Here is a 25,309-nt window from a genome sequence, read left to right as displayed (position 1 = left end):
GTTATCGCTTGCTTTTTCGGTCATAGCTAGAATGGAAAGCAGGGAGAGAAAAAGATGATCAAAGCAGCCATGAGAAATATTTGGGGATTGATGCCGCCGCTGCTACGCAGTATTAGCGGCGGAATTGCGCTACTAGGCCTCTTTCTGATCACTCTGTTGTGGCTTATTGTTTTTGGAAAGCTTGGCCAGGAAAAAGAACATGCTATTCAATCTGGCAAGGAAAATGCCGCGAATTTTGCTCAGATATATGAAGAAAATGCCTTGCGGACGATCAAATCGGCCGATCAATTTGCTTTGTTTTTAAAGTATCAATATGAGCGTGATGGCCGTCAGGTAGATATGTCGCCGTATTACAGCAATGGTCCTTTTCAAGTAGAACCTTATATTTTGCTGAGTCTGGCTGATGAACGCGGCAATTTGATTGCAAGCAATCAGCGTCCCTTTGTGTTTTCGAATATTGACGATAGAGAGCATTTTCTGATTCATAAAAATCCTGATGCGCCACAACCGTTTGTAAGTCAGCCTGTGCTAGGCCGTTCTTCCGGTAAATGGTCCATTCAGGTGACACGGCGATTAAATAAATCAAGTGGCGACTTTGCCGGCGCTGTAATCGTTTCTTTAGACCCCTTTTATTTTACGAATTATTATAATCGCGTTCATCTCGGCGAGGGGGCATCTGTTGCTTTAATTGGCATGGACGGAATTATTCGCGCTTGGCAGAGCAACCATCAGGCGTTGATTGGCATGAATGTAAAAAACTCCAAAGTTATGGAGTTGGCTGCCCGTTCGCCTGAGGGGCAATATATTGCCACTAGCACTGTTGACGGTGTAAAACGAATTTATGCTTATCGGACGTTGCCTGACTATAGCTTATTGTTGATTGTGGGTTTGTCAGAGCAAGAAGTGTTGGCCGAATTTTATGAACAGCAGCGAACTTATTTTCTTATGGCTTCCCTGTTAAGTTTTTTGATTTTTCTTTTTTGCAGCCTGCTTATTGCTATGCAGTCTGTACGGCAGCGGGGCGATAAAGTGCGGCTCGCCTTATATAAGATTTCTGATTTAGGCAATCGTTCGGAAAATTTGATTGATTTTTATGCTGAGTTAGATCAGATTATGGTAGATCTTATGGGAACTAAATATTTTTATATTGCCTTGTATAACGAAAAAAGTCAAGTGATTACCCATTTAGGCAAGGTTGGCGCTGCAATTGATAAAACCTTGAAGGGGCGCGATCAAGGGTTGGTGCGTTTTGTCTTAGAACAAGGGGAATCTTTATCTTTAGGCGCTGAACAGTGTCGTCAGTTCTTACAAGCCCGGTCAGGTCGAGAGGCCGTTCCAACGCAGTGGTTTGGTTCTCCCTTAAAGGCCGGAGATCAATCGGTATTTGGTATTATGGCTGTTTATTCGTTTAAGAAGACTTTTACTTTTTGGCAGGAACGGCGCAACGAAGCGATCTTTGATTTATTAGCCAATCAAGTGGCTATTACCATTGAAAAGCAGCGCGCGGCAGCCGCTTTGCGCAAATTATCGAGTGTTGTGGAGCAAAGCCCGGTCGCTGTTGTCATTACCGATACGAAAGGCGCGATTGAATACGTAAATCCTGATTTTTCTTTGCTTACAGGTTATGAAGCAGATGAAGTTCTGGGGGAAAATCCGCGGTTGTTAAAATCAGCCGTAAGTGATAAAGAAATGTTTATGGCTCTATGGGAATCTTTACAGCAAGGCCGCATTTGGCAGGGGGAAATTTGTAATAAGAAGAAAGATGGTTCCCTTTATTGGGCGAGAATGGTCATTTCACCTGTACGGAATGCGGCAGGAACGATTACGCATTTTGTTGGTATTCAAGATGATATTACGCGGCAAAAAGAGCTTGAAACTGTGTTGTTGCAGGCGAAAGAGGCAGCAGAAGCGGCAAGTAAAGCAAAGAGTACCTTTCTTGCCAGCATGTCCCATGAAATTCGTACGCCCATGAATGCAATTCTTGGCTTCGTACAGCTACTGGAACATGATGAAACGTTGTCAAACCAACAACGGCAGTATTTAGCAACGATCAGTCGTTCTGGTCGGCATTTATTGGCAATTATTAATGATGTATTGGAAATGTCTAAGATCGAATCAGGCCGGATTATGCTTAAACCGGAAATTTTCAATTTAGCTGAGCTGATTCGCGCTGCCGAAGAGGTACTGCGCCTAAAAGCAGAAAGTAAGGGGCTTTCTTTTGTAGTTACTTATCCTGAAACAGCGGAAACCGCTTTTGTTGCTGCCGATGTGGGCAAGTTGCGGCAGGTTTTGATTAATTTACTGGATAATGCTATCAAATTTACGAAAGTTGGCGAAGTGAAACTTTCCGTCAAACTAGAAACGGCAGCCCAAGATTTTTTAAGGGTATTCTTTGCCGTAGCTGACAGCGGTCCAGGCATTACACCGCTAGAGCAAGAACAGCTCTTTCAATCTTTTGAGCAGACGCAAGCTGGGCGTGAAGCTGGCGGTACGGGGCTTGGATTAGCTATTAGCCGTGAATATGTCCGAAAAATGGGCGGCGATATTACCATTGACAGTGAAGTTGGTCGCGGTAGTACTTTTTCTTTTAATCTACTCCTGAAATTGGAGGCTGCTGATATAAAGGTGCAGTCGGAAAATAAGGGGATTGTTATCGCTTTAGCACCCGGTCAGCCTAAGTATCGTATTTTAATTGTTGATGATGTAGATTCGAATCGGTTGCTATTAAAGCAGATGCTAGAAGGCGTTGGCTTTGTTACAAAAGCCGCTGGCGATGGCGAGGAAGCTGTACTGTTATTTAGCCAGTGGACGCCTGATTTGATTTTGATGGATATCGTCATGCCTCGCATGGACGGTTATGAGGCAATCAGGCAGATTCGCAGTCAAAAGGACGGTAAAACAATACCGATTCTTGCTGTTACCGCCAGTGTATTTGAAGAAGAACGACAAAAAATGATAGCTGCCGATGCGAGTGATTGTTTACGCAAACCAATTCATCGCGGTGAACTTTTTGATAAAATTGCGAAGCTTTTGCCAGTACACTATCTGTATCAAGACGAAAGTATTGCGGCAGAAAAACACGAAGAATCATTAGCAGAGGCAGCGATTTACGAATCGCTGGCCGGACTCGATTCTTCCCTGCGGCAAAAACTAGAAAGAGCTACGATTGAGGGCGACTATTATTTGCTATTAGAACTCATCGACGAAATACAAACAAGTGAGGCTGCTTTGTCTAAAAGCCTAAAAAGTCTGGTACAGCAGTTTGAGTTTCAACGGCTTCTCGATATTTTGACAGGGAAAGGAGCTTGATTATGGAGGAAACGCAGAAAATGACACAAGGAACCATTCTAATTGTCGATGATATGCCAGCTAATTTAGAACTTTTAGCAAGTATGTTAAAAGACAGAGGCTATCAAGTCAGGGTTGCGCCTAGCGGCGCTTTGGCGCTAAGGGCCATGGCCAGTCATCAGCCTGATTTGCTGCTGATTGATATTAATATGCCGGAAATGAATGGCTACGAATTGTGTCGGCAGATTAAAGCGAAAGAAAAATGGCGTTCAATACCCGTTATTTTTATTAGTGCTTTAAACGAAACGCTCGATAAAATCGAGGCTTTTCAGGTTGGCGGCGTCGATTATGTGACAAAACCCTTTCAGTTTGCAGAAGTAGAAGCACGGGTAGCCACGCAACTTCAACTGCATCGCTATCAACAGGGGCTGGAGCGGCTCGTCGCAGAAAAAGTACAAGAAGTTGTGGAAGCGCAGATGGCTACGATTTTTGCTTTAGTAAAACTGGCTGAATCACGCGACGACGATACTGGCTGTCATCTTGAACGGGTGCGCCATTTATGCAAACTCTTAGCCGAGACTCTTTATGAAAATGGCGCCTATCAACCAGAATTGAGTCAGAACTTTATTAACAATATTTATCAAGCCAGTGTACTTCACGATATTGGCAAGGTAGGGATTTTAGATTATATCCTGCTGAAACCAGCGCCGCTTTCGGCAGAGGAGTTTGAAGTAATGAAAACCCATACTACCCTTGGCGCTACTACGCTGCGGGCGGTTCATGACCAATATCCGCAAAACGAATTTATTAAAATGGGCATTCTCGTTGCGGCAGGTCATCATGAGAAATGGGATGGCAGCGGTTACCCCTGCGGTTTGGCTGGCGAAGCAATTCCGCTTGCTTCTCGAATTATGGCGCTTGTCGATGTTTATGACGCCTTGCGGTCGAAACGCTGTTATAAAGAAGCTTTTTCGGCGGAAAAAAGTCGCAATATTATTTTAGCAGGAAAGGGAACTCATTTTGATCCAAAGCTTGTTGACACTTTTTTGGCGATTGAAGACCAGATTCTGCTACATTATCAAGAGTAGGTGAAGGAATGACTTATAGCTATAGAAAAGGCTGCCAAGTTAGTTGGGCGGCGCTTATTTTATTATGTTTTCTAGTTGCAATGACTAGTTTAGCTCATGCCAGTGCTGCGAATCAGCCGCGCCATATTGTTTTATCATGGTCAGAGCACCCGGAAACGACGCAGACGATTACTTGGCAGACGCAAGCGGAGTCGTTTGATACAACGGTGCAGTTTCGGGAGGCCGCTAAAGCCGGAGATGGTTGGCAAGAGGAGGCAAGGGAAAGTGTTTCCACGGTTTTCTTTGCCAATAATGTCGATAACCGCTACGTACATCGCACGGTGTTACAGAACTTAAAGCCTGACTGTACTTATCTATACCGTGTTGGAAGTTCCGATCAGTGGAGTGAAACCTCATCTTTTACAACAGCGCCAGCCATAAAAAAACCTTTTTCTTTTTTGCTCTTTGGCGATTCCCAAAGCTTTGATTACAGTATTTGGCGTAAAACGCTGTTAACAGCATGGGCGCACCAGCCACAAGCTGCTTTTTTTATCAATGTAGGTGATCTTGTCGATACCGGTCAGGATATTCGCGAATGGGACGCTTGGTTTGACGGTGCGAAAGGCGTTATTGATCGTATCCCGGCTATGCCAGTAACAGGCAATCACGAAATGTATACTGTGGAGCGCCGATTTTCCCGGCCTATTTATTTTACGACTCAGTTGTCGTTGCCACAAAACGGTCCGGAGGAAATGAAGGGGCAAGTCTATTCTTTTGATTACAGTAATGTACATTTTATCATGCTTGACAGCCAATTTGGCGAAGAAAGATCCTTGATTCCGGCTATGTCTGAATTGGAAAAGCAGTGGCTGGAACAAGATTTGGCCGCTAGTAAGCAGCCGTGGAAAGTTGTGGTACTCCATAAGCCGCCTTATAACAATAAAAGCAGCGAGAGCACGGAGGCTTTGCGCCGCGCTTTTGTTCCGCTCTTTGAAAAATATCAAGTGGATGTAGTGTTTAGCGGTCATGATCATGTTTATGCTCGGACCTATCCCCTAGTTGGCGGTGAATTTGTTTCTGAAACACAGCAGGGAACGATTTTTGTAGCTTCCGGCCGTAGTGGCACAAAAACGTACCATACGACAGTTGCTAAGGAATGGAATACCTTTTTTCATAATCCTGTAGACGAACCGAATTATCTTACGATTCACGTAGATGGATCGCATTTGACGATACAAGCGATGGCAGTAAGCGGAGTGCTTCTTGACAGCTTTTCAATTACTAAGGCGGTCCCTTAGCGAATAGGCCGTTTTTCTTCGTAAAGTTTTGTTTAAAAATTGGCGAAGAATGCGAAAAGAAGCGCATTTCACCTTGTTATTTTCTGTAAATGATGATAAGATGACCAAATGAAAATACCGTAAAAGGAGGTAAGACTATGGCGTTTTTTTCTGTAAACGTACCGAAAAGTCGGTTTCGTTTGACTGATGCAGCTGTCTTAGTAGTTACCTTTATGATTTTTTATTTTACAATTCGTCTCGGTGCGGGAATGAACGCCCCCTTTATACCGGAAACAGCGGGAACGATTTCGCTTGATCCAGCCATGCTGCCTTACTATGCCGGGCGATCTTTGTTGCGGATGTTTATTGCTTTTGGCGCATCCCTTATTTTTGCTCTCGTTTATGGTTATGTTGCTGCCAAAAATAGTTTGGCTGAAAAGATATTGATTCCCCTCTTAGATATTTTGCAATCGATTCCTGTTTTGGGCTTTTTATCAGCGACAATTACCGCGTTTATTGCGCTATTTCCTGGTAGTCTTCTCGGTGTAGAGTTAGCTTCGATTTTGGCTATCTTTACGGGACAGGCCTGGAATATGACTTTTAGCTTTTATAATTCGCTTGTAACGATTCCGAAGGATTTACAAGAGGCATCGCGCATTTTTCACTTAAATTGGTGGCAACGTTTTGTCAAGTTAGAAGTGCCTTTTGCTATGATCGGCTTAGTTTGGAACAGTATGATGTCCTTTGGCGGCGGCTGGTTTTTCTTAGCGGCCAGTGAAGCGATTAGCGTGCTAGGGCAGAATATTCGTTTACCTGGCGTTGGGTCTTATTTGGCTACAGCCATCGAAACAGGCGATGTAACTGCTATTTTTTATTCCATTATTACGATGGTACTCATGATTTTATTAGTAGATCAGCTTTTCTGGCGACCATTGATTGTTTGGAGTCAGCGTTTTAAAATAGAAATGACGCAATCAAGTGATGCGCCTACTTCTTTTGTTTATGATGTTTTATACCGTTCTTTTGTTGTAGCGTTTTTGGTAAAATATCTCTTGCGACCTATCGGGCATTTCTTTCATCGAACCATGAATAAAGTGGCCGATTTGTCGGAAGATTCATCACGGTATATGGGGGGCTGGGGTCAAGGGAGCGCTTTTAGCAAAGTCATAAAGAGCGTTTTGGCTCTCTTGTTTTTGTTCTGGCTTTACGGTCCGATTCAAGAAGTTGTTACAATTGCCGCTGCCTTTGACCAAGGTGAACTTTTGGAAATTGTAAAACTGGGACTATTTACGCTGGGTCGTGTCCTTATTGCGGTACTGCTGGGAGTTTTGTGGACTGTTCCTGTCGGGGTATGGATTGGCTTAAACCCTAAGGTGGCTAAAGTTTTCCAACCGATCGTACAAATTGCCTCATCTTTTCCAGCGAACATGTTGTTTCCCTTCATTACTGTTTTCTTTTTGCGCTATCACATTGATTTTGAATGGGGTTCCATTGCTCTCATGATGTTAGGAACACAGTGGTATATTTTATTTAATGTAATAGCTGGCGCGATGGCGATACCGAATGATTTGCTGGAAGCAGGCTCCGTGTTCAAGCTGAATGGCTGGCGAAAATGGCGGACTTTGATTATTCCTTGCATTTTTCCCTATTTAATTACGGGAATTATTAATGCGTCAGGTGGCGCTTGGAATGCTAGTATTGTTTCAGAAATCGTCAATTGGCATGACACGACTTTGGCAGCTACTGGGCTTGGCGCTTATATCAGCGAAGTTACCGATAAAGGCGATTGGGGCGGAATCCTTTGGGGCATCGCTGTTATGTGTCTCTTGGTGACTATCGTTAACCGTCTGGTATGGCGGCGACTCTATAATATGGCGGAAACCAAATATCGTCTCGACTAGGAGCGTGCAATCATGAAAGCTCTCATTGAAGTAAAAAATATTTATAAAAAGTTTGAATCAAAGCAACAGGAAGCAACGACGATTCTTGAAGATATTAACTTAGAAGTTCATGAAGAGGAATTTTTAGCCATTTTGGGTCCGTCCGGCTCGGGTAAGTCTACACTTCTGCGAATTATTGCTGGGCTTGTTCCGGCATCGCAGGGGAAAATTACGTATCTTGGCAATCGGATTAAAGGGGTCAATCCTGGTATAGCTATGGTTTTTCAGTCTTTTGCTCTCTTTCCCTGGTTGACTGTTTTGGAGAATACCATGCTAGGGCTGGAAGGTAAGGCGCTATCAGAAGACGAGAAAAAAGAAAAGGCCTTGAAAGTCATTGATATTATCGGGCTTGATGGTTTTGAAACGGCCTATCCCAAGGAGCTTTCCGGCGGTATGCGCCAACGTGTAGGCATTGGCCGGGCTTTAGTGAGTGATCCTGATGTATTGCTAATGGACGAACCTTTTTCGGCCCTTGATGTTTTGACGGCAGAGAATCTGCGCCGCGACCTTTTGGAATTGTGGCTTGATCGTAAGATTCCGACAAAATCCATTATTCTTGTGACGCATGGTATTGAAGAAGCTGTGTATATGGCGGATCGAGCCATCATTTTGTGTAGTGGGCCAGCTAAAATTGTGGAAGATATAAAAATTGATATTCCGCGTTGGCGCGATAAGAAGGCGCCAAACTTTATTGCTCTAGTTGACCGTATTTATTCGCTCATGACGCGGCGTGAAGTGAAGGCAGTTGAAGTACCGGAAGAACCAGCAGCCATTGTAAGTCGTAAAATAAGTCTTTTGCCCCATGCGTCAGCAGGCGCTTTAACTGGCTTTCTTGAACTCTTAGAAGACTTGAATGAACGGACTGATCTTTATAAGTTGGCGGACCGGTTTGTCATGGATATTGAAGACTTTTTTCCAATCATTGAATTGGCTTCGCTGCTGGGTTTTGCCAAGGTTGTGGAAGGCGATATTGAACTAACCCATGAGGGCATTCAGTTTGCTAAGGCTTCTGTATTGGCAAGAAAAGAGCTCTTTCGTGATAGCCTGCTAAAATACGTACCGTTTTTCAATCAAATGATTAATATTTTGCAGTCTAAGTCCAATCAGCATATGGACATAGAATTTTTCGAAGATCTATTGACTCGCTCATTTGGTGAGGAAGAAGCCAAAGCGCAAATGAAGCTTTATATTAGCCTAGGGCGTTATGCTGAGCTCATTGAATATGATAAAACGATTAATCAGGTCTATTTAGAAAAACCGTCAAATTTATAGCAGGAGCGGATAAGCTATGAAATTTACGCGGCGACAGTTTTTGCAGAAAAGCCTAGTATATGGTACTATGTTGGCCTTGAATTTTGATTATCGCCCTGTCTATAGCGCCTTTGCCCAGAATGAGCCTTATCATATTTTGCTCTTAGGCGATCCGCATTTATCGGTACGGGAGCGAGAAGTGCCTGACGAACAGAAGCAACAACGAATTATTGCGGCAAAAATCTCTTTAGCGGCGACGGTAAGCAGTTGGAGCAAGGTTGATGAAATTACCGTTCTGGGCGATGTGGCGGCTCAATTTGGCAATGATATAGAGCGGGAATGGGCGAAAGAATTTTTTATGCAATTTCCCCAACCGATCTATTTTATTACTGGCAATCATGACTACTTTTATCAGGATGCTTTTTCTATTAAGAAAAAATTTGTGCAGAGCGATATGGCATCACGGCAGGCTAAACTGCAGAAATTTCAGCAGGCTTTTTCTTTGCCTAACCTGTACTATAGTCGAAATATCGGTTGCTACCACTTAGTTTATTTATCGCCTGATTCTTTAATGACGCATCATTTGGCAGAAATCAGTCAAGAGCAGCTTACATGGCTAAGAAATGATTTGGCGTTGCACAAGGAAAAACCGACGATTGTGTTCTTTCATGCGCCGCTGGCCGGAACGCTGCTCTCTTATAATAAACAAGTAAATTCAGCTGATTTTATTGCTCAGCCCAAGCAAGAGATTGCTGCTTTACTTCAGGAAAATAAGCAGATCGTATTATGGGTATCTGGTCATACTCATACGCCAGCAACGAATCCGAGCTATGCTCATCCGGTCAATTATTATGAAGGTCGTCTATTGAATCTTCATAATGCCGATCTTGATCGTGAGGAAATTTGGACGAATTCGTTGTTTTTGGCAAAAGATCGAATTACTATTCGTACTTTCAACCATAAAAAAGACTCCTGGGAAGAGAAGTTTAACAGGAAAGTATTGTGGTAAAAAACATAGATATAGCAAAAGAGGACAAATCTTTGTATAACAGAGATTTGTCCTCTTTTTTTCTAAAAAAGACAGGAGAAAAACGCCAAAAAGTGGAATTTTGTATTTGTAAGTTAATACTTTACTATCATAAAACAAGGGGATTTTTGAGGGGGAACCATTGTGGCAAAGTTGTCTAAGCTCGCCCAGCGAGTAGAATTTTCTAAAGTGAGAAAGATGTTTGATGAAGCGGCGAAGTTAGACGATGTAGTCAGCTTTGCCTTAGGTGAGCCGGATTTTACGACACCGGACAATATTATAGCAGCAGCGAATCAAGCGTTAGCTGTGGGCGAGACACATTATACGGCTAATTCTGGTATTGTGGCGCTAAGAGAAGCCATTGCGAAACGGCTGCGCCGCGATGATCGTGTCGACTACAATCCGGCTAGCGAGATCATTGTGACGACTGGCGGCGTGGAAGCGCTTATTTTAGCAATGATGGTCATACTAGATCCTGGTGATGAGGTAATTGTTACGGATCCTTGCTGGCCGAATCATCCCGGACAAGTAAAGATGTGCGGTGCTATACCTGTTTTTGTGCCAGTCTTAGAAGAAGACGGTTTTGTCTATAATTTAACGCAGTTACGGGCGGCGATTACGCCAAAGACAAAGGCTATCCTGTTAAATTCACCAGCGAATCCGACGGGAAGTGTGGCAACATACGACGATTTGGCCGGGATTGCTAAACTGGCTGTAGAACACGATCTATTTGTCATTTCTGATGAGGTATACCGCTATTTTACTTATGATGGCGCCGCATTTTTCAGTATTAGTTCTTTTCCGGGAATGAAGGAGCGAACGCTCATTGTGGACAGCTTTTCCAAAAGTTATGCCATGACAGGCTGGCGAGTCGGTTATGTGGCGGCGCCGGCTGAGTTTGTTGCTTATATGAGCAATTTACAGGAGCATATTTGTTCTTGCGTAAATACACCAGCCCAATACGGCGCGATCGAGGCTTTGGAAGGGCCGCAGGATTCACTAGAAAAGATGATTCAAAAATATGCCGAGCGGCGTGAGTTGATTGTCACAGGGATTAATGCGATTGAAGGGCTTTCCTGCCGTATGCCGAAAGGCGCTTTCTATGCTTTTATTAATCTTACAGCAAGTGGACTCAGTTCTGATGAGTTCACGCGCCGTTTAATGCTAGAGGAAGGCGTGGTGATTGTGCCTGGCACGGGTTTTGGCGAAGCGGGCGAGGGCTTTGCTCGTATTTCTTATGCTACATCAGAAGAAAATATTCGCGAGGGGCTGCGGCGTATAGAGCGCTTCATGGCGAAGTTGCGTCAGGAGCAGGGACGGTGAAGGTGTATTCTAGAGCGGTTTTCTAACAACATCAAGCAAAGTGCCATCACGATATTCGATGACTGCTACAATGTCCTTATCTGCTTGACTGAGGCGAATTTCTTGTGGTTTTCCAACTAACCTATGGGCGAGGGATTGCAGTTCTTCTATTGTCATAACAGGTAAACCGCTTTTTTGCAACTTATCAATCAAATCGAGACGGCGCGGATTGATTGCAATACCGCGATCTGTGACGACTACATCAATCGACTCGCCTGGAGTTACAATATTTTGTACTCTATCGCGAACCATTGGTAATCTGCCGCGAATTAATGGCATGACAATAATTGCAAGTTTTGAGGCAGCAGCAATATCAGAATGTCCACCAGAAGCTCCCATTAACAGTCCGTTAGAATTCGTAATGACATTTACGTTAAAATCAAGATCTACTTCTGTAGCGCCTAAGATGACCGCGTCCAATTCATTGATAATTGGGCCGGGATTCCAGGGGTTTGCATAAAAAGAAGAGGATATTTCAACGTGGCGGGGGTTTTCTTTTAAGGATTCAATGCCGCTTGTATCAAAAGTCTGCGTATCATAACAAATTTGAAATAATCCTTCTTCTAACATTTTAGCGAAGACGCCAGTGACTCCGCCTACGCCAAAGCCGCCTTTGGTTTGTTTTTTTAGCATCTTTTCGCGAATAAATCGCCCTACAGCTAAGGAGGCGCCACCGCCGCCAAGTTGCAGTGAAAATCCATCTTTAAGGTAACCCGAGTGTTCAATGACCTTGGCAGCCGTCTCTGCTATCATAAGCTGAATCGGATTATTTGTAATTTTTAGGATTCCTGATGAGATTCCAGCTGGGTCGCCGATGGCTTCAACGGGAACGATATAATTTACATCAGTCCTTGGAATGCTATAAGGGAAGACATAGTCGTCTATGAGATTATCTGTGACTAAGACAACTTGTTCGGCAAATCTAGCATCTAGCATGGCATAACCTAAGGCGCCACAAGCGGATTTGCCAATTTGGCCGGTAGCATTGCCAAAACGATCACAAGTTGGCACGCCCATAAATGCAACATCAATTTTAAGTTCGCCAGCTTCAACGGCTCTGGCTCGTCCGCCATGGGAACGGATGATTACAGGCCGTTTTAATTTACCGGGGTTTTTGGTTAAATAGGCGCCTAGTTTGCCACGCAATCCACTTGTTTCGATCGCCGTAACGGCTCCAGCTTCGATATAATCGATTAAGAAATCATGACAATCATTGAGCGAACTTGCTGCAATGGTAAGATCTTTGATTCCTTTGTTTGCGATCGCGTTCATAACAAGTTTCATTACATAATCGCCATTGCGAAAATGATGGTGAAAAGAAATTGTCATACCATCACTGAGTCTTGTAGCAACTACAGCTTCTTCCAGTGAATTTAGTACTTTATTGGTATTCGGTCTACCGACACATAAGGTTTTTCCAGCCATACGGATTGGTGTTGGCGGATCAATAAATAAGCCCTCATAGGGACGGTATTTTTTTAATCCTGTAATCGAATCGGGCAATTCGCGACCTACTTTATTTATCATGATTGAATTCCTCCTCCGTAAGAATTCCCGCTGCTGTTGCTTGTGCGACAATCCGTTCAGCCCGTACTACAATTGGCCCATCAATCATCTTTCCATCAACAGTTAAAACGCCTCGGTTATTTTTGACAGCGTCTTTGTAACAGGCTAATACTTTTAATGAATGTTCAATCTGTTTTTCTGTGGGGGTATAGATTTCATGGACAATACCGATTTGTAAAGGGTGAACGACTGATTTTCCATCAAAGCCCATATCTTTGCTATCGGTTACTTCTTTACGAAATCCATCTAGGTTATAAACATCGGCAAATACTGTATCTATAGCCTGGATATCAGCATCTCGCGCCGCCATGAGAATTTGAGAGCGAGCGTGATATAGTTCAATGCCGTGAGCGGTTCGCTGCGTTCTTAAGTTTGCGATGAAATCTTCACCACCAAGAGCAATGGCTACAACGCGTGGTTCTTGAGCGATCATTCGGGCTTCGTAAAGGCCTCGAACGCTTTCGATGGCGCAAATAATATGAATAGAACCCTTGGGGAATCCCTCGCGTTGTTCTACTTCTTCGATTAATTGAGTAACTAAGCGTACTTCCTCAACAGATTCTGTTTTGGGTAGGCGAATTAAATCAGGCTTAGAAGGTAGAATTGCTTTTAAGTCATCAATACCAAAAGGGGTTTGGGTTACATGATTTACGCGAACGGCCGTTTCGCAGTGGAAAGGTAACGCTTTGAGGGCGTATTTGACCATGAGGCGAGCCGTATCTTTTTGTGAAATCGCAATAGAATCTTCTACATCAAACATAATTGTATCTGCGCCATAAAGGTCGGCAGTGTTAATCATTTTGGGACTATTTCCTGGTACGAACATCATTGTGCGGCGTAACCTTGATTTTGCATCAGTCGTAGGATTCATTCTTCAGCCCCCCTGTTCAGTGCCGCTACAATTCGTGCTTGCAAGGCGTAATCCCAAGCACCTTTATCCAACACTTTTACATGTATGTCGGTATAACCAGCTTCTTTTACTGTATTTACAATCAAAGCTTCTAAGTGCTCACCATATTGACGTAGTACTGGCGACGTTAGCGCTACTGTAATGCCTTGTCCCGGTTGGTTAGGACTAACAGTAACGAGTGCGTCATTTTTTTCTTCAAATCCAACCGTTATAGTACTTCTAATGGTTTTCAAATGCGTTTTCCTCCCTTGCAAAATGTTCAGTTAATTCAGTTTATTTATCTGATTAGGCCAATTATACTATAGGTGATACTATAAATCTAATATTATAATTAGTATAATAACTATACCTATTTACGTATAATACAAGAAGGAGAGCTTAGTATGGACTTGCGTCAACTAAAATATATGCTTATGGTCGCAGAGGAAAAAAATTTTTCCAGAGCGGCGGAGAAGCTTTATATTGCTCAGCCGCATTTGAGTCAATATATTCAAAAAATTGAAAAGCAACTAGGTGTTAAATTATTTGATCGTAGTTGTTCACCGCTTAAACTTACTTATGCTGGTGAAGAGTTTGCGAAAAGAGCTCGTCAGATCATACAAATGGATAGTAATTTATTACAATACATGAGAGATTTTAAGGAAGAAAAAAGCGGGCGTCTTACTTTAGGAATTTCGCCAGTACGTGGGGCTTACATCTTGCCGATTATCTTACCAGCCTTCAGAACATTGTTTTCACAGGTAAAAATAGTTCTAAAAGAAGGAACTTCAGACGACTTAGAAAATTGGCTGAATCAAGGGGTAACTGATCTTACGATTCTCTCGTTGCCAATTAAAAGCGATGAATTTTCATACGAAGTCATATTACAAGAAAAATTTCTAGTGGTGGTTCCGCCTAATCATTGCTTGGTTAAAAGACCTGGTTATGATGAAAATCCGCCGCCCTTGCAATTAGCAGAATTAGAAAAGGAGCCGTTCATTTTATTGCAAAAAGGGCAAGCCTTACGTCGGATCGCTGATCACTTGTTTTTGCAGGCCGGATATAGGCCGAATATCATATTAGAGACACGAAGTTATGAAACGGCTCATAATCTCGCTTCGATTGGAATGGGGTTTACCTTTTCAACTATGACTGTTTATCAAACCTATAATAATATCAATCATCCTGTACGACTTTTTACGGCGGAACCGTCTTTTACGCGAACTTTAGCAATTGTTTACCGTAAAGGTAAGTACTTAACGAAATTTGAACAAGCCTTTATTAACCTAACTAAGGAGATCGTTCAGCTAAAAGCAAGTAACGGAATCAGGCAAGAATAGTACATAAATAAATCCCCTATAAAGTAGATTTTTTCATTGTCTACTTTATAGGGGATCCTTTGTTATTGGTTTATAAAAACTTAAGGTTCAACGTTTTGTTTAAAGGTTTGTTTACCGTCTTTGAATTCAACGATAACGGCATGTTTTACAGCGTCATGTTTATCATTGAGGCTGATTTTTCCTGTTACGCCTTCAAAGTCTTTGGTAGCAGCCAGAGCGTCTTTGATTTTAGTTGGTTCAAGGCTATTGGCCCGTTTGATGGCATCAACCATTGCGTAAACCGCATCATAAGCGAGAACGGCGTTGGCTTCAGGCATCGTATTGTATTCTTTTTTGTACGCTTCAACGAAAGCTTTGGATTTTGCACTGGAATCTTCAGCGGAATAATGAGTGGTGAAGAAGGTGTTGTTTAGATTTGGCGCACCAGCAATTTCAACTAGTTTAGCCGAATCCCAGCCGTCACCACCAAGGAAAGGAGCGGTAATGCCAAGTTCTCTTGCTTGTTTAATGATCTTGCCGACTTCGTCATAGTAGCCAGGAACATAAATCAAATCAGGATTTTCTGCTTTGATTTTGGTCAAGATAGTTTTGAAATCCTGGTCTTTTTGCAAATAAGCCTGTTCATCAATGACTTCGCCGCCGCCTTTAGTGAAGGCTTCTTTGAAGAACTGAGCAAGACCTTTACTGTAGTCGCTGCTATTATCAATCAGCGTAGCAACTTTTTTAGCTTTTAAAGTATTAAGTGCGAAGTTTGCACCAACTGTGCCTTGGAAAGGATCAATAAAGGAAACGCGGAAGGTGTAGTCTTTTACTTTACCGCTCTTTTCATCAACGGTAACTTTCGGGTTTGTGCAATTGGCTGTCATGAACGGAATTTTGTTTGCTTCGGCTACGGCAGAAGCGGCAATTCCGTTGGAACTTGTAGTAAAACCAGTTACGGCAATTACTTTATCCTGCGTGATGACTTTCGTCATAGCATTAGCTGATTCGGAAGGTTCGCCTTTGTTATCAGCAACAACGGCTTCAATTTGTTTTCCTAGTACGCCGCCATTAGCATTAATTTCTTTTACGGCTAATTTTGCGCCATTTAGTGCAGCAGCACCATAGGCGGCTGTATTGCCAGTTAATTCATATACAATACCTAATTTTACTGTTTTAGAATCGGCAGCGCCGCCGCCACCGCAACCAGCGACGAGACCTGCTGTCATGACGGCTGTCATTAAGGTACAGCCCCATTTTACATACTTATTCACTTCGTAAAACCTCCCCATTCAAATGAAAATCAAGCTGCGAATAAAAGCTACTAGAAGACCTCGTGGACTCGGTCTCTCCCGCAAGTTGCAAAAAAACGCTTTTAGAAATAAAAAAAATATTTCTAAAAGCGTCGTCGTTGAGCGCTCACGTTATGCAATTGGGAAGTACAATACAAATCTCTTTGTATGTTCTTGATAATAACTGTAGTACATTTTTGGTATAAAGGCAAGTACTTTTTTTATAAGGTGTAAGAAAAAAATCTCAAAGTGATAAAAAAGCTACTTTTGCATTTTGCGCCAAAGGGTAGAACGGCTAATTCCCAATCGTTTGGCAGCCCGGGTATAGTTGAAATTTTCTTCGAGGAGAATCTGTTCGATGATTTCACGCTCAGCTCTGTCAAGTTCTCCACCGCTGGAGTCAATTGATTTTGGCTGAAATGGTGAGATTTCCAGATCTGTATCAAGGGTCTGACGAATTTCTTTTGCCGTAATCTCATCAGAATCGGCGAGGAGAACAGCTCTTTCGAGGATATTGGCAAGTTCGCGAATATTGCCTGGCCAAGGGTGAGATTGCAATAAAGTAAGTGCTTCTTTACTAAGACTTTTAGGGCGAGAAATAGAGAAACAGAGCTTGCTAAGGAAATGATCTACGAGCAGCGGAATATCTTCCTGACGACAACGCAGCGGCGGTAAATAGAGCTTTAAGATATTGAGGCGATAGTAAAGATCGGCGCGAAATTTTTTTTCACCGACTAGTTCACGCAGGTTTTGGTTTGTTGCGGCAATGACGCGGATGTCGACAGGGATTACGGCATGACCGCCAAGGCGCATGACTTCTTTTTCCTGTAAGACTCTAAGGAGTCTTGCTTGTAAGGAGAGCGGCAATTCGCCGATTTCATCGAGAAAGAGCGTTCCACCATGGGCCAGCTCAAACAGACCTGTTTTGCCGCCTTTTTTGGCGCCAGTAAATGCGCCTTCCTCGTAGCCCATAAGTTCGCTTTCTAGGAGTGTTTCCGGCAGAGCGGCGCAGTTAATGGCTACAAATGGTTTTTTATCGCGAGAGCTAAGCTTGTGGAGGCTCTGGGCGAACATTTCCTTGCCTGTGCCCGATTCGCCGGTAATGAGTACGGTTGAACTTGATGGCGCGTAGCGACGTACTTGTCGTTTCACTTCAGCTATCGTACTAGATTGGCCAATGATTTGCGACAAGTCAACTTTTGCTACGAGCCCTTTCGCGTGCAGCTTTTGCCGAATCGATTGTTCAAAATGCTGCAACTTCGTTACATCTTGAAAAGTGGCGATAGCGCCAACAATCTTATGGTGAACTTTGATGGGAATGCGTTTCGTTGCTAAAATTTTTTGCCCGATATGTTGAATTTCACCTGTTTCGGCGGCGCCGCTAGCGAGAATAAGCGGCAGTCTGGTATTCGGGATTACGGCGTCGACAATTTGACCGATGGCTTTGGCCTGCGTCGTATGAAAAATGGTGCAGGCAGCCGGATTGAAAAAAGTTATGCGGCCTGTACGATCTACAGCGACAATACCATCAGTAGAAGAGTTCACAATCGTTCGAAGCAGTTCGGTTTGTTCTTGTTCTTGCCGGCGCACCTCAGCGACGCGTTCGGCCTCTTTGATTGCTTTATAGATGGCGTCTTTGCCTGATTCGATGACGCTGCCGCCAAGACCAAGTTCTTTAGCTAAGAGGACAGAGTTCGTATCACCAACGATACCGAGAATACCTTGCGTGGCCGCTAAAGCGATTTTTGCCGCGGTTTCTTCCCGATTATCCAGGGGGATTGTCGGTACGGAAAAATCAAGAATATCAGCAAGCATTTCGCATTCATAAATAATGTTGCGAAAGCCGGTGACGCCGAGTTTGTCAGGGCTGATGCCTGATTGTTTAATGGCGCGGAGAATATCGAAAGCCGTAACGGGGATTTGAACAAGGGGGATTGTAGGGATTTGTTCTGAGATCGCTAAAGCGGTTCCGCCTCGACTGATAAAGACTTCTGCGCCCTGTTCTAAGGCTAAGCGAGCTTGACTGACACCGGCCAGAGAGTCGCCGAGGCTGATTTGGATCGTACTGTTCCATTCTTGTTTATGTTCTCGGATGACTTCTTCGGCGAGCTGGGCCATGGCGGCAAAAGGGGCAATGATACAAAGTTTATAATCCATAGCAAATCTCCTGTAATCTTCTTGCTCTTATTTTATCAAAAAAGCGTTCAAGAAAAAACCTCCAAGCGTAGCCGTAAGCCGCGCCTGGAGGTTCTGATCATATTAGTAAACAGTTATGGTAAACTTATTAATCGCTTAAGGCGACTACTTTCAAGTAATTTCCAGGATGAGCGGAAATATCATCAACAAGCGTTGGGAGTTCTTCGAAAGTAATTGTTTTGGTAATCAGGGCTTTTACATCGACCTTGCCTTCGGCAATGAGACGGATGCTTTCCGGGAATTCTTGATAGCTGTTTCTGGAACCAACGAGATCGAGTTCTTTTTTTGTAAAGAGTGCTGTTGGCAGGGAAATTTCTTTTTTCGGCCAACCTACAAAAGCGATGCGGCCAGAGTATGCCACATAATCTAAGGTGCTGCGGATGGCCATATCGTTGCCTGAGGCTTCAATAACTGCTTCAGCCATGCGATCATGGGTGATCTCTTTAATTTTGGCTACCGCATCCGTTGTGACCGGGTTAATTACATGGACTACGCCAAGACCTTTGGCGAATTCAAGGCGTTCTTCTACCGGATCAATTACGATAGGAATCGCGCCAAGACTTAAAGCGTATTGTGCGGCTAACAGGCCAATCGGGCCGCTGCCGATAATTGCTACATGTTCGCCTTTGACAACGCGAGAGCGGTGTACGGCATGCATGGAAATTGTCAGAGGTTCCACCATGGCAAGGAGATCCCAGGAGATGTTTTGTGGGACTTTATGAACCAGGTGACGTGGGTGAGAGAAATATTCCGACATAGCGCCATCAATGTGAACGCCAAGAACCGTTAAATTTTCGCAGCAGTTCGTCCGTTTGTTTTGACAAGGATAGCATTTGCCGCAGTATACATAAGGTTCTAAGACGACGTGATCGCCAATGGCAAAATCTTTTTCTTCCGGGCCAACTTCCACGACTTCACCAGCTACTTCATGGCCGATGATGCGGGGATAAGAAACGAGCGGATTTACGCCGAGGTAGGCGCCGATATCAGAGCCGCAGATGCCGAAGCTTTTTACTTTTATGAGAATCTGGCCTTCTTTGCGTTCTGGTTTTTCCACTGTAGCGATTTTAATGTTTTTTGGTTCTGCTAAATAGACTGCTTTCATGTGATTGCTCCTTTAAATTTGAATTTTGTTTATGCAAAGTATTAGCTGATTTTTATCTAATGCTTTCACTAACGATTATAAGGTTACGCCGTTTTTGAAGATGGCAATCTCGCGAAAGCCCATCGTTTCGTTTTTGGTCTGCTTGCCGGAAGCGACGGCTAATATTTCGTCAAATAGCTCTTCTGTTACTTCTGGCAGCGTGTGACCTTCGAGCAGTTTGCCGGCATTGAAGTCCATCCAGTTGGCTTTATAGGTGAACAGGGGACTATTTGTGGCGATTTTCATTGTCGGTACTGTTGTGCCAAGGGGGGTGCCGCGTCCTGTTGTGAACAGGATAATATGGCAGCCGGCAGCGGCGAGAACTGTGGAAGCGACAGCGTCATTACCAGGACCGTTTAAGAGGCTTAGTCCTTTTTCTTTCACTTGGTCGCCATATTTCAGGACATCAACGACAGTGGCCCGACCGCCTTTTTGTGTACAGCCAAGCGATTTTTCTTCTAGGGTAGAGATGCCGCCCTTTTTGTTTCCTGGTGACGGATTTTCATAAATCGGTTGATTGTAGGCCTGAAAATATTCTTTAAAGTCATTGATTAAATGTACGGTTTTTTCGAAAATTTCTTTGGTTTTAGCGCGATTCATCAAAATCGTTTCGGCGCCGAACATTTCAGGAACTTCCGTCAAGACCGTACTGCCGCCTGCGGCAATTAAGGAGTCTGATAAAGAGCCGACAAGCGGGTTTGCCGTAATGCCAGAGAAGCCGTCAGAACCGCCGCATTTTAAGCCGACTACGAGTTCCGAAGCATCACAGGTTACCCGCTCGTTTTTGGCGGCATATTCTAGTAGTTCGTCAATAAGCGCTTCGCCGGAAGCCAGTTCATCTTCGACTTCCTGAGCGATGATGAATTTTACTCTGTCAGGATCATAATCACCGATTACTTTTTGAAATTCAGGAATATTATTGTTTTCACAGCCCAAGCCAAGCACGAGAACGCCGCCAGCATTAGGGTGGTTTACGAAATCAGCCAGAATCCGCTGCGTCGTTTCATGATCGCTGCCAAGCTGAGAACAGCCATGAGGATGAGTGAACTCATGAACGCCGTCAATATTTTTAAAGTTTTGGCATTTTTCTTGACCGTAGCGAGCGAGAAGTTGAGCGGCGCGATTGACACAGCTCACTGTGGGGATAATCCAGATTTCATTGCGGATGCCCACGCGACCGTCGGCGCGACGATAGCCTTGAAAGGTTTTTTTGCTTACGCTAGGCAGGGGAGCCGCTGGTTTGGGTTCATAGGAATACTCCAGCAGTTCGCCTAGGTTTGTCTTTACATTATGCGTGTGAAGCCATTCGCCAGCGGCCACCGGTTTGGTGGCGTGGCCAATAGGAAAGCCGTATTTGATCACATGATCGCCCGTTTGTAGCGATGTTAAGGCGATCTTGTGGCCTCTGGCGATATCTTCCTGCGCTGTGAGGGTTTCATTGCCGACAGATAAGGTCGATCCTTTAGTAATATCAGCTAAAGCAACGGCGACATTGTCGTGATCATGAATCTTCAAAACAGGCATTATTTTCCTCCTACTAAGGCGGCAACGGTTTTTTGCATGCCTTCATTTGTGATTTGGTACAGGTAGCCAGCTAATTTATCAGTGAGCTGCGGTACTGTATTCAGATCCTGTCCCCATAAGGATTGATTCGCGAGAACGGCGGCAGCGACCTTCTTGGCGCCTGCTTCGCTGTTGTCATAATCTTTCCAGGTGGTGGCAAAGAATTCTAGCGCGGGCAGGTCATCTTTCATTTCGAATTCGCCTTTAGCGCGAGCTGCTTTCATGGAAGATCCTTCGATGTGACCATCTTTATATACGGCGATCAGAGCGGCAAAGGAGAAGGTCAGCATATCTGGCAGTTTGTGATTCAGTTTGTTATATTCTAAGATGGATGGAAGTACGCGGGATTTGAATTTCGAGGAAGAATTTAATAAGATGCTGAGCAGATAATGTTTAATAAAGGGATTTTGGAAGCGTTCCATAACTGAATCGGCGAACTCCGTAAGCATTCCTTTATCAAGATCGATCGAGGGGATGATTTCGTCAGAGACGATAGATCTTACATATTTGCCGAGTACCTCATGATCCATCATTTCGCCGACTGTATCTAAACCATAGAGGAAAGCGGCAGGGATTGAGGCGGTGTGAGCGCCGTTTAAAATGCGTACTTTTCTTGTCCGGTAAGGCGTCATATCATCGGTCCAGACTACATTTAAGCCTACTTCCGTAAAGGGTAGGCGTTTCGCCAGTTCTTGGGAACCTTCAATAACCCACAGATGAAATAGTTCGCCTGTATCAATTAAGTTATCTTTGTAGCCGAATTTTTCTTCCAAAGCAGTGGCTTCATCGCGAGGATAGCCTGTTACAACACGGTCAACTAAGGAATTGTGGAAGGAGTTGTGCTCGTGAATCCAGTTTTTAAATTCTTTCGGCAACTGCCAGAGATCGGCGAATTGCAAAATCGTTTCTTTCAATTTATCGCCGTTTCGTTCAATCAGTTCACAAGGAATAATAACCATGCCTTTGGCGGCGTCGCCATTAAAATGCTGATAGCGGTGATACAAGAAAGCCGTCAGCTTGCCGGGGTAAGAGTTGGGGGGCGTCATATCGGCTTTGTCGTTTCCGTCAAAAGCGATACCGGCTTCTGTTGTATTAGAAATGATATATTCCATATCGGGATTTTCGGCGCATTTTAAATATTCAGCCCAGTTCGTATAAGGATTAATGCCGCGGCTAATTGCCTGCATAATTTCTTTCTTTTCCGTTACTTTTCCGTTTTCTAAGCCACGTAGCAAGAGAGTATACAGCCCGTCCTGTTCGTTCAGACGGTCAACAAGACCTTCGGCGATTGGCTGTACTACAACGATGCGGCCAGCGAATTTTCCTTCTTTGATAATCTGGTGGAACATCCAGTCAACAAAAGCCCGCAGAAAGTTTCCTTCGCCAAACTGCAGTACTTTTTCCGGTAGTTTTTCTGGGAATGCCTGATAGGAAATATCTTTTGGGAAGGAAAAAGAACTCGAAAGAAGCTGTTGATTTAATGTTTGCACAAAAATCCCTCACTTTACTTTTACTAAATTTTTATATTTTTTACGTTTCAGTCAGTATACTTAAAATGCAAGAATAATGCCAATTTGGAAGTGGTGAGATTTAGCGGACTTGTCTGAAAACTGGCAAAACAAACTGTTCTATAATAGAACAGTTAATACTCATTTTGAAACAATAATATTGATTTTAATAATTTTTCTTTTTCCATATTTTTTATCTTGACGAAGTTCTTTTCCTCTCATATAATGAGCTTGTTAACAGAATTTAGAAAGATGCAGGACTGGCGGAAGTGGAGATTACCACAGGAACTGTGTTTTTGACTATGCCGACCGCCTGGGCAAGATCGTCTTGTTCGGGCGGTCTTTTTATCGTTACGATAGGCAACTATAAAAAGGGGGTACTAGTAATATGGTGAAAAATGCTAAGGGATTTCAAAGCGGTAAGTGGGAACAGGAAATTGATGTAAGAAACTTTATTCAGTTAAACTATAGCCCTTACGAGGGAGACAGCGTTTTCTTGACGGGACCAACGGCAAGAACCGAGAAACTTTGGCAGATTTGTCTGCAGCGTTTGCAAGAAGAAAGACAGAGAGAGGGAGTTTGGTCTGTCGATACCACAAAAGTTTCGACAATTACTTCTCATGAACCTGGCTATATTGAAAAAGATCTTGAGATCATCGTAGGCCTCCAGACGGAAAAACCGCTAGAACGAAGCATTATCGTAAATGGCGGTATTCGCATGGCTGAACAGGCTTGTGAAGCTTACGGCTATCACCTGGATGACAAAATTTCGGAAATTTATCATCACCATCGGAAAACCCATAATACGGCTGTTTTTGACGCCTATACTGATGAAATGCGTCAGGTACGCCGCCTTGGTATTATTACAGGACTGCCTGATGCCTACGGACGTGGTCGAATTATTGGCGACTATCGCCGCGTAGCGCTTTATGGTACGGATCGTCTGATCGCTGAAAAGAAAAAAGATTTAGTAGAACTAGCGGAAAAGGCAATGACCGAAGATGTCATTCGTCTCCGCGAGGAAGTTGCCGAACAAATTGCTGCTCTTGGCGAAATCGCTCAAATGGCGAAAAGCTATGGTGTTGATATAAGCCGTCCCGCTGAAACGGCAAAAGAAGCTGTACAGGCGCTTTATTTGGGATACCTTGCTGCCATTAAGGAGCAAAATGGCGCAGCTATGTCGTTAGGTCGTGTTTCAACCTTTCTTGATATTTATCTTGCGCGAGATCTCGCTAGTGGTATTATTACGGAAGCCGAGGCGCAGGAACTTATTGATCAGCTTGTAATCAAACTACGTTTAGCTCGTCATCTCAGAACGCCTGATTACAACGAGCTTTTTGCTGGTGATCCTCTCTGGGTAACAGAAGCGATCGGTGGGATGGGACTTGACGGACGGACGCTTGTAACTAAGACGTCCTTTAGAATTCTTCACACTCTCTATAATCTAGGACCCGCGCCAGAGCCGAACTTAACTGTACTTTGGTCGGAGGGATTGCCGCAAGGCTTTAAGGATTTTTGCGCGCAAGTCTCCATTGATACAAGTGCCATTCAATATGAAAATGATGATGTGATGCGTGTGGAATATGGCGATGATTATGCCATTGCCTGCTGCGTATCGGCCATGAAAGTGGGCAAACAGATGCAGTTCTTTGGTGCTAGAGCAAACTTAGCTAAGGCGCTGCTGTTAGCGATTAATGGCGGGCGCGATGAAAAAACGGGTGAGCAAGTCGGACCTGTTGTGCCGGAAATGACTGGCGAAGTACTTGATTTTGAACAGGTGCGGCAAAATTATTCCGTTGTTTTGAAATGGCTTGCTGGTCTTTATGTGAACACGATGAATGTGATTCATTACATGCATGATAAATATGCCTATGAACGGTCGCAATTGGCGTTGCATGACACCAAAGTAGATCGTCTGATGGCGTTTGGTGTTGCCGGACTGTCTGTAGCAGCCGACTCTTTAAGCGCTATAAAATATGGCAAGGTGAAAGTGCTGCGCAATGAGCAAGGAATTGCTACCGAGTTTGCGAGCATAGAAGAGTTTCCTTGCTATGGCAATGATGATGAGCGAGTTGATATTTTTGCCAAGGAGCTTACCGCTGAGTTTTCCCGCAATTTAAAGCGTCATGCCGCTTACCGCGATGCGAAGCATACACTTTCCGTACTGACGATTACCTCCAATGTTATGTATGGGAAGAAAACAGGGGCGACGCCAGATGGCCGCAAATCGGGAGAAGCTTTTGCTCCCGGCGCCAATCCGATGCACGGACGCGATCAGCGCGGCGCTTTAGCCGCAATGAATTCGGTAGCCCATATTTCTTATGACGATTGCCAAGATGGCATTTCCTATACTTTCTCAGCTATACCGGGATCGTTGGGGAAAGGCCGCGAAAATCAAATTCGCAACCTTGCAGCGCTGCTTGACGGCTACAGCCGCCAGCAAGGACACCATATCAATGTAAACGTACTGGAGCGGAGTCTGTTAGAAAAAGCTATGGCTCAACCGGAATTGTATCCGCAGCTCACGATCCGCGTCTCAGGTTATGCGGTTCACTTTGTCAACTTAAGTCCCGCCCATCAGCGGGAAGTCATTAGCCGTACTTTCTATGAAGCCATGTAA

General features: G+C 44.0%; 17 protein-coding genes and 1 riboswitch. Of the genes, 9 read left to right on the top strand and 8 right to left on the bottom strand.

Features of this window, described 5'->3' with window-relative positions:
• Nucleotides 1–54 precede the first annotated feature (54 nt).
• The 7 genes from AC0MXB_RS09965 (at nt 55) to AC0MXB_RS09935 (ending at nt 11,173) form a co-directional block, all read left to right on the top strand.
• On the top strand, nt 55–3,309 hold the full coding sequence (locus AC0MXB_RS09965) for an ATP-binding protein (protein WP_474039517.1): 3,255 nt from the start codon (nt 55–57) through the stop codon (nt 3,307–3,309).
• A 2-nt stretch (nt 3,310–3,311) separates the two neighbouring features.
• Nucleotides 3,312–4,376, top strand: coding sequence for a response regulator (locus AC0MXB_RS09960; protein ID WP_474039516.1), 1,065 nt, complete (start codon nt 3,312–3,314; stop codon nt 4,374–4,376).
• An 8-nt stretch (nt 4,377–4,384) separates the two neighbouring features.
• Entirely contained in the window at nt 4,385–5,653 is a 1,269-nt protein-coding gene (locus tag AC0MXB_RS09955; RefSeq protein ID WP_474039515.1) for a purple acid phosphatase family protein, read from the top strand.
• A 137-nt stretch (nt 5,654–5,790) separates the two neighbouring features.
• Nucleotides 5,791–7,533: an ABC transporter permease gene (locus AC0MXB_RS09950; protein ID WP_474039514.1), complete on the top strand. Its 1,743-nt coding sequence runs from the start codon at nt 5,791–5,793 to the stop codon at nt 7,531–7,533.
• Between the two features lie 12 nt (nt 7,534–7,545).
• Entirely contained in the window at nt 7,546–8,844 is a 1,299-nt protein-coding gene (locus AC0MXB_RS09945; RefSeq protein ID WP_474039513.1) for an ABC transporter ATP-binding protein, read from the top strand.
• A 16-nt stretch (nt 8,845–8,860) separates the two neighbouring features.
• The gene (locus AC0MXB_RS09940; protein WP_474039512.1) at nt 8,861–9,832 is read left to right on the top strand and encodes a metallophosphoesterase family protein; all 972 of its coding nucleotides are present in this window, start codon (nt 8,861–8,863) and stop codon (nt 9,830–9,832) included.
• A gap of 162 nt (nt 9,833–9,994) precedes the next feature.
• Nucleotides 9,995–11,173, top strand: a complete 1,179-nt coding sequence (locus AC0MXB_RS09935; protein WP_474039511.1) for a pyridoxal phosphate-dependent aminotransferase — start codon at nt 9,995–9,997, stop codon at nt 11,171–11,173.
• A gap of 9 nt (nt 11,174–11,182) precedes the next feature.
• Here the strand turns inward: AC0MXB_RS09935 and citF are convergent, their stop codons facing one another.
• Genes citF through AC0MXB_RS09920 form a run of 3 tightly spaced genes read right to left on the bottom strand, consistent with a single transcriptional unit; the run spans nt 11,183 to nt 13,921 of the window.
• Complete coding sequence (gene citF, locus AC0MXB_RS09930) at nt 11,183–12,739, bottom strand: citrate lyase subunit alpha (RefSeq protein ID WP_474039510.1); 1,557 nt, start codon at nt 12,737–12,739, stop codon at nt 11,183–11,185.
• Nucleotides 12,729–13,649 carry an aldolase/citrate lyase family protein gene (locus tag AC0MXB_RS09925; RefSeq protein WP_474039509.1) on the bottom strand — a complete coding sequence of 307 codons (921 nt, stop codon included), beginning with the start codon at nt 13,647–13,649 and terminating at the stop codon, nt 12,729–12,731. Before AC0MXB_RS09925 ends, citF begins: the two co-directional genes overlap by 11 nt.
• Entirely contained in the window at nt 13,646–13,921 is a 276-nt protein-coding gene (locus AC0MXB_RS09920; RefSeq protein ID WP_474039508.1) for a citrate lyase ACP, read from the bottom strand. The genes AC0MXB_RS09925 and AC0MXB_RS09920 overlap by 4 nt, the downstream gene beginning before the upstream one ends.
• Before the next feature lie 150 nt (nt 13,922–14,071).
• Here AC0MXB_RS09920 and AC0MXB_RS09915 point away from each other — a divergent pair, with 150 nt between their 5' ends.
• Nucleotides 14,072–15,007: a LysR family transcriptional regulator gene (locus AC0MXB_RS09915; RefSeq protein ID WP_474039507.1), complete on the top strand. Its 936-nt coding sequence runs from the start codon at nt 14,072–14,074 to the stop codon at nt 15,005–15,007.
• A gap of 80 nt (nt 15,008–15,087) precedes the next feature.
• On the opposite strand, the gene AC0MXB_RS09910 is transcribed toward AC0MXB_RS09915, so the two are convergent.
• The 5 genes from AC0MXB_RS09910 to AC0MXB_RS09890 all read right to left on the bottom strand — a co-directional run bounded on the left by AC0MXB_RS09910 (nt 15,088) and on the right by AC0MXB_RS09890 (nt 22,671).
• Nucleotides 15,088–16,227, bottom strand: a complete 1,140-nt coding sequence (locus AC0MXB_RS09910) for an ABC transporter substrate-binding protein (protein ID WP_474039743.1) — start codon at nt 16,225–16,227, stop codon at nt 15,088–15,090.
• A gap of 312 nt (nt 16,228–16,539) precedes the next feature.
• Nucleotides 16,540–18,435: a sigma 54-interacting transcriptional regulator gene (locus AC0MXB_RS09905; RefSeq protein ID WP_474039506.1), complete on the bottom strand. Its 1,896-nt coding sequence runs from the start codon at nt 18,433–18,435 to the stop codon at nt 16,540–16,542.
• A 127-nt stretch (nt 18,436–18,562) separates the two neighbouring features.
• Entirely contained in the window at nt 18,563–19,579 is a 1,017-nt protein-coding gene (locus tag AC0MXB_RS09900; RefSeq protein ID WP_474039505.1) for a zinc-binding alcohol dehydrogenase family protein, read from the bottom strand.
• 75 nt (nt 19,580–19,654) lie between these two features.
• Nucleotides 19,655–21,142 (bottom strand): UxaA family hydrolase, encoded by a 1,488-nt coding sequence (locus AC0MXB_RS09895; protein ID WP_474039504.1) that lies wholly within the window; start codon nt 21,140–21,142, stop codon nt 19,655–19,657.
• Nucleotides 21,142–22,671: a tagaturonate reductase gene (locus AC0MXB_RS09890; RefSeq protein ID WP_474039503.1), complete on the bottom strand. Its 1,530-nt coding sequence runs from the start codon at nt 22,669–22,671 to the stop codon at nt 21,142–21,144. Before AC0MXB_RS09890 ends, AC0MXB_RS09895 begins: the two co-directional genes overlap by 1 nt.
• A 264-nt stretch (nt 22,672–22,935) precedes the next feature.
• Nucleotides 22,936–23,015, top strand: a riboswitch (ZMP/ZTP riboswitch).
• Nucleotides 23,016–23,077: 62 nt separating this feature from the next.
• Between AC0MXB_RS09890 and pflB the strand changes: the two genes are divergently transcribed.
• Complete coding sequence (pflB, locus tag AC0MXB_RS09885; RefSeq protein WP_474039502.1) at nt 23,078–25,309, top strand: formate C-acetyltransferase; 2,232 nt, start codon at nt 23,078–23,080, stop codon at nt 25,307–25,309.

This window comes from Pelorhabdus sp. sgz311001, from assembly GCF_055901755.1.
The sequence above is the reverse complement of the archived record's forward strand: the minus strand, read 5'-3'. Positions and strand labels throughout refer to the sequence as shown.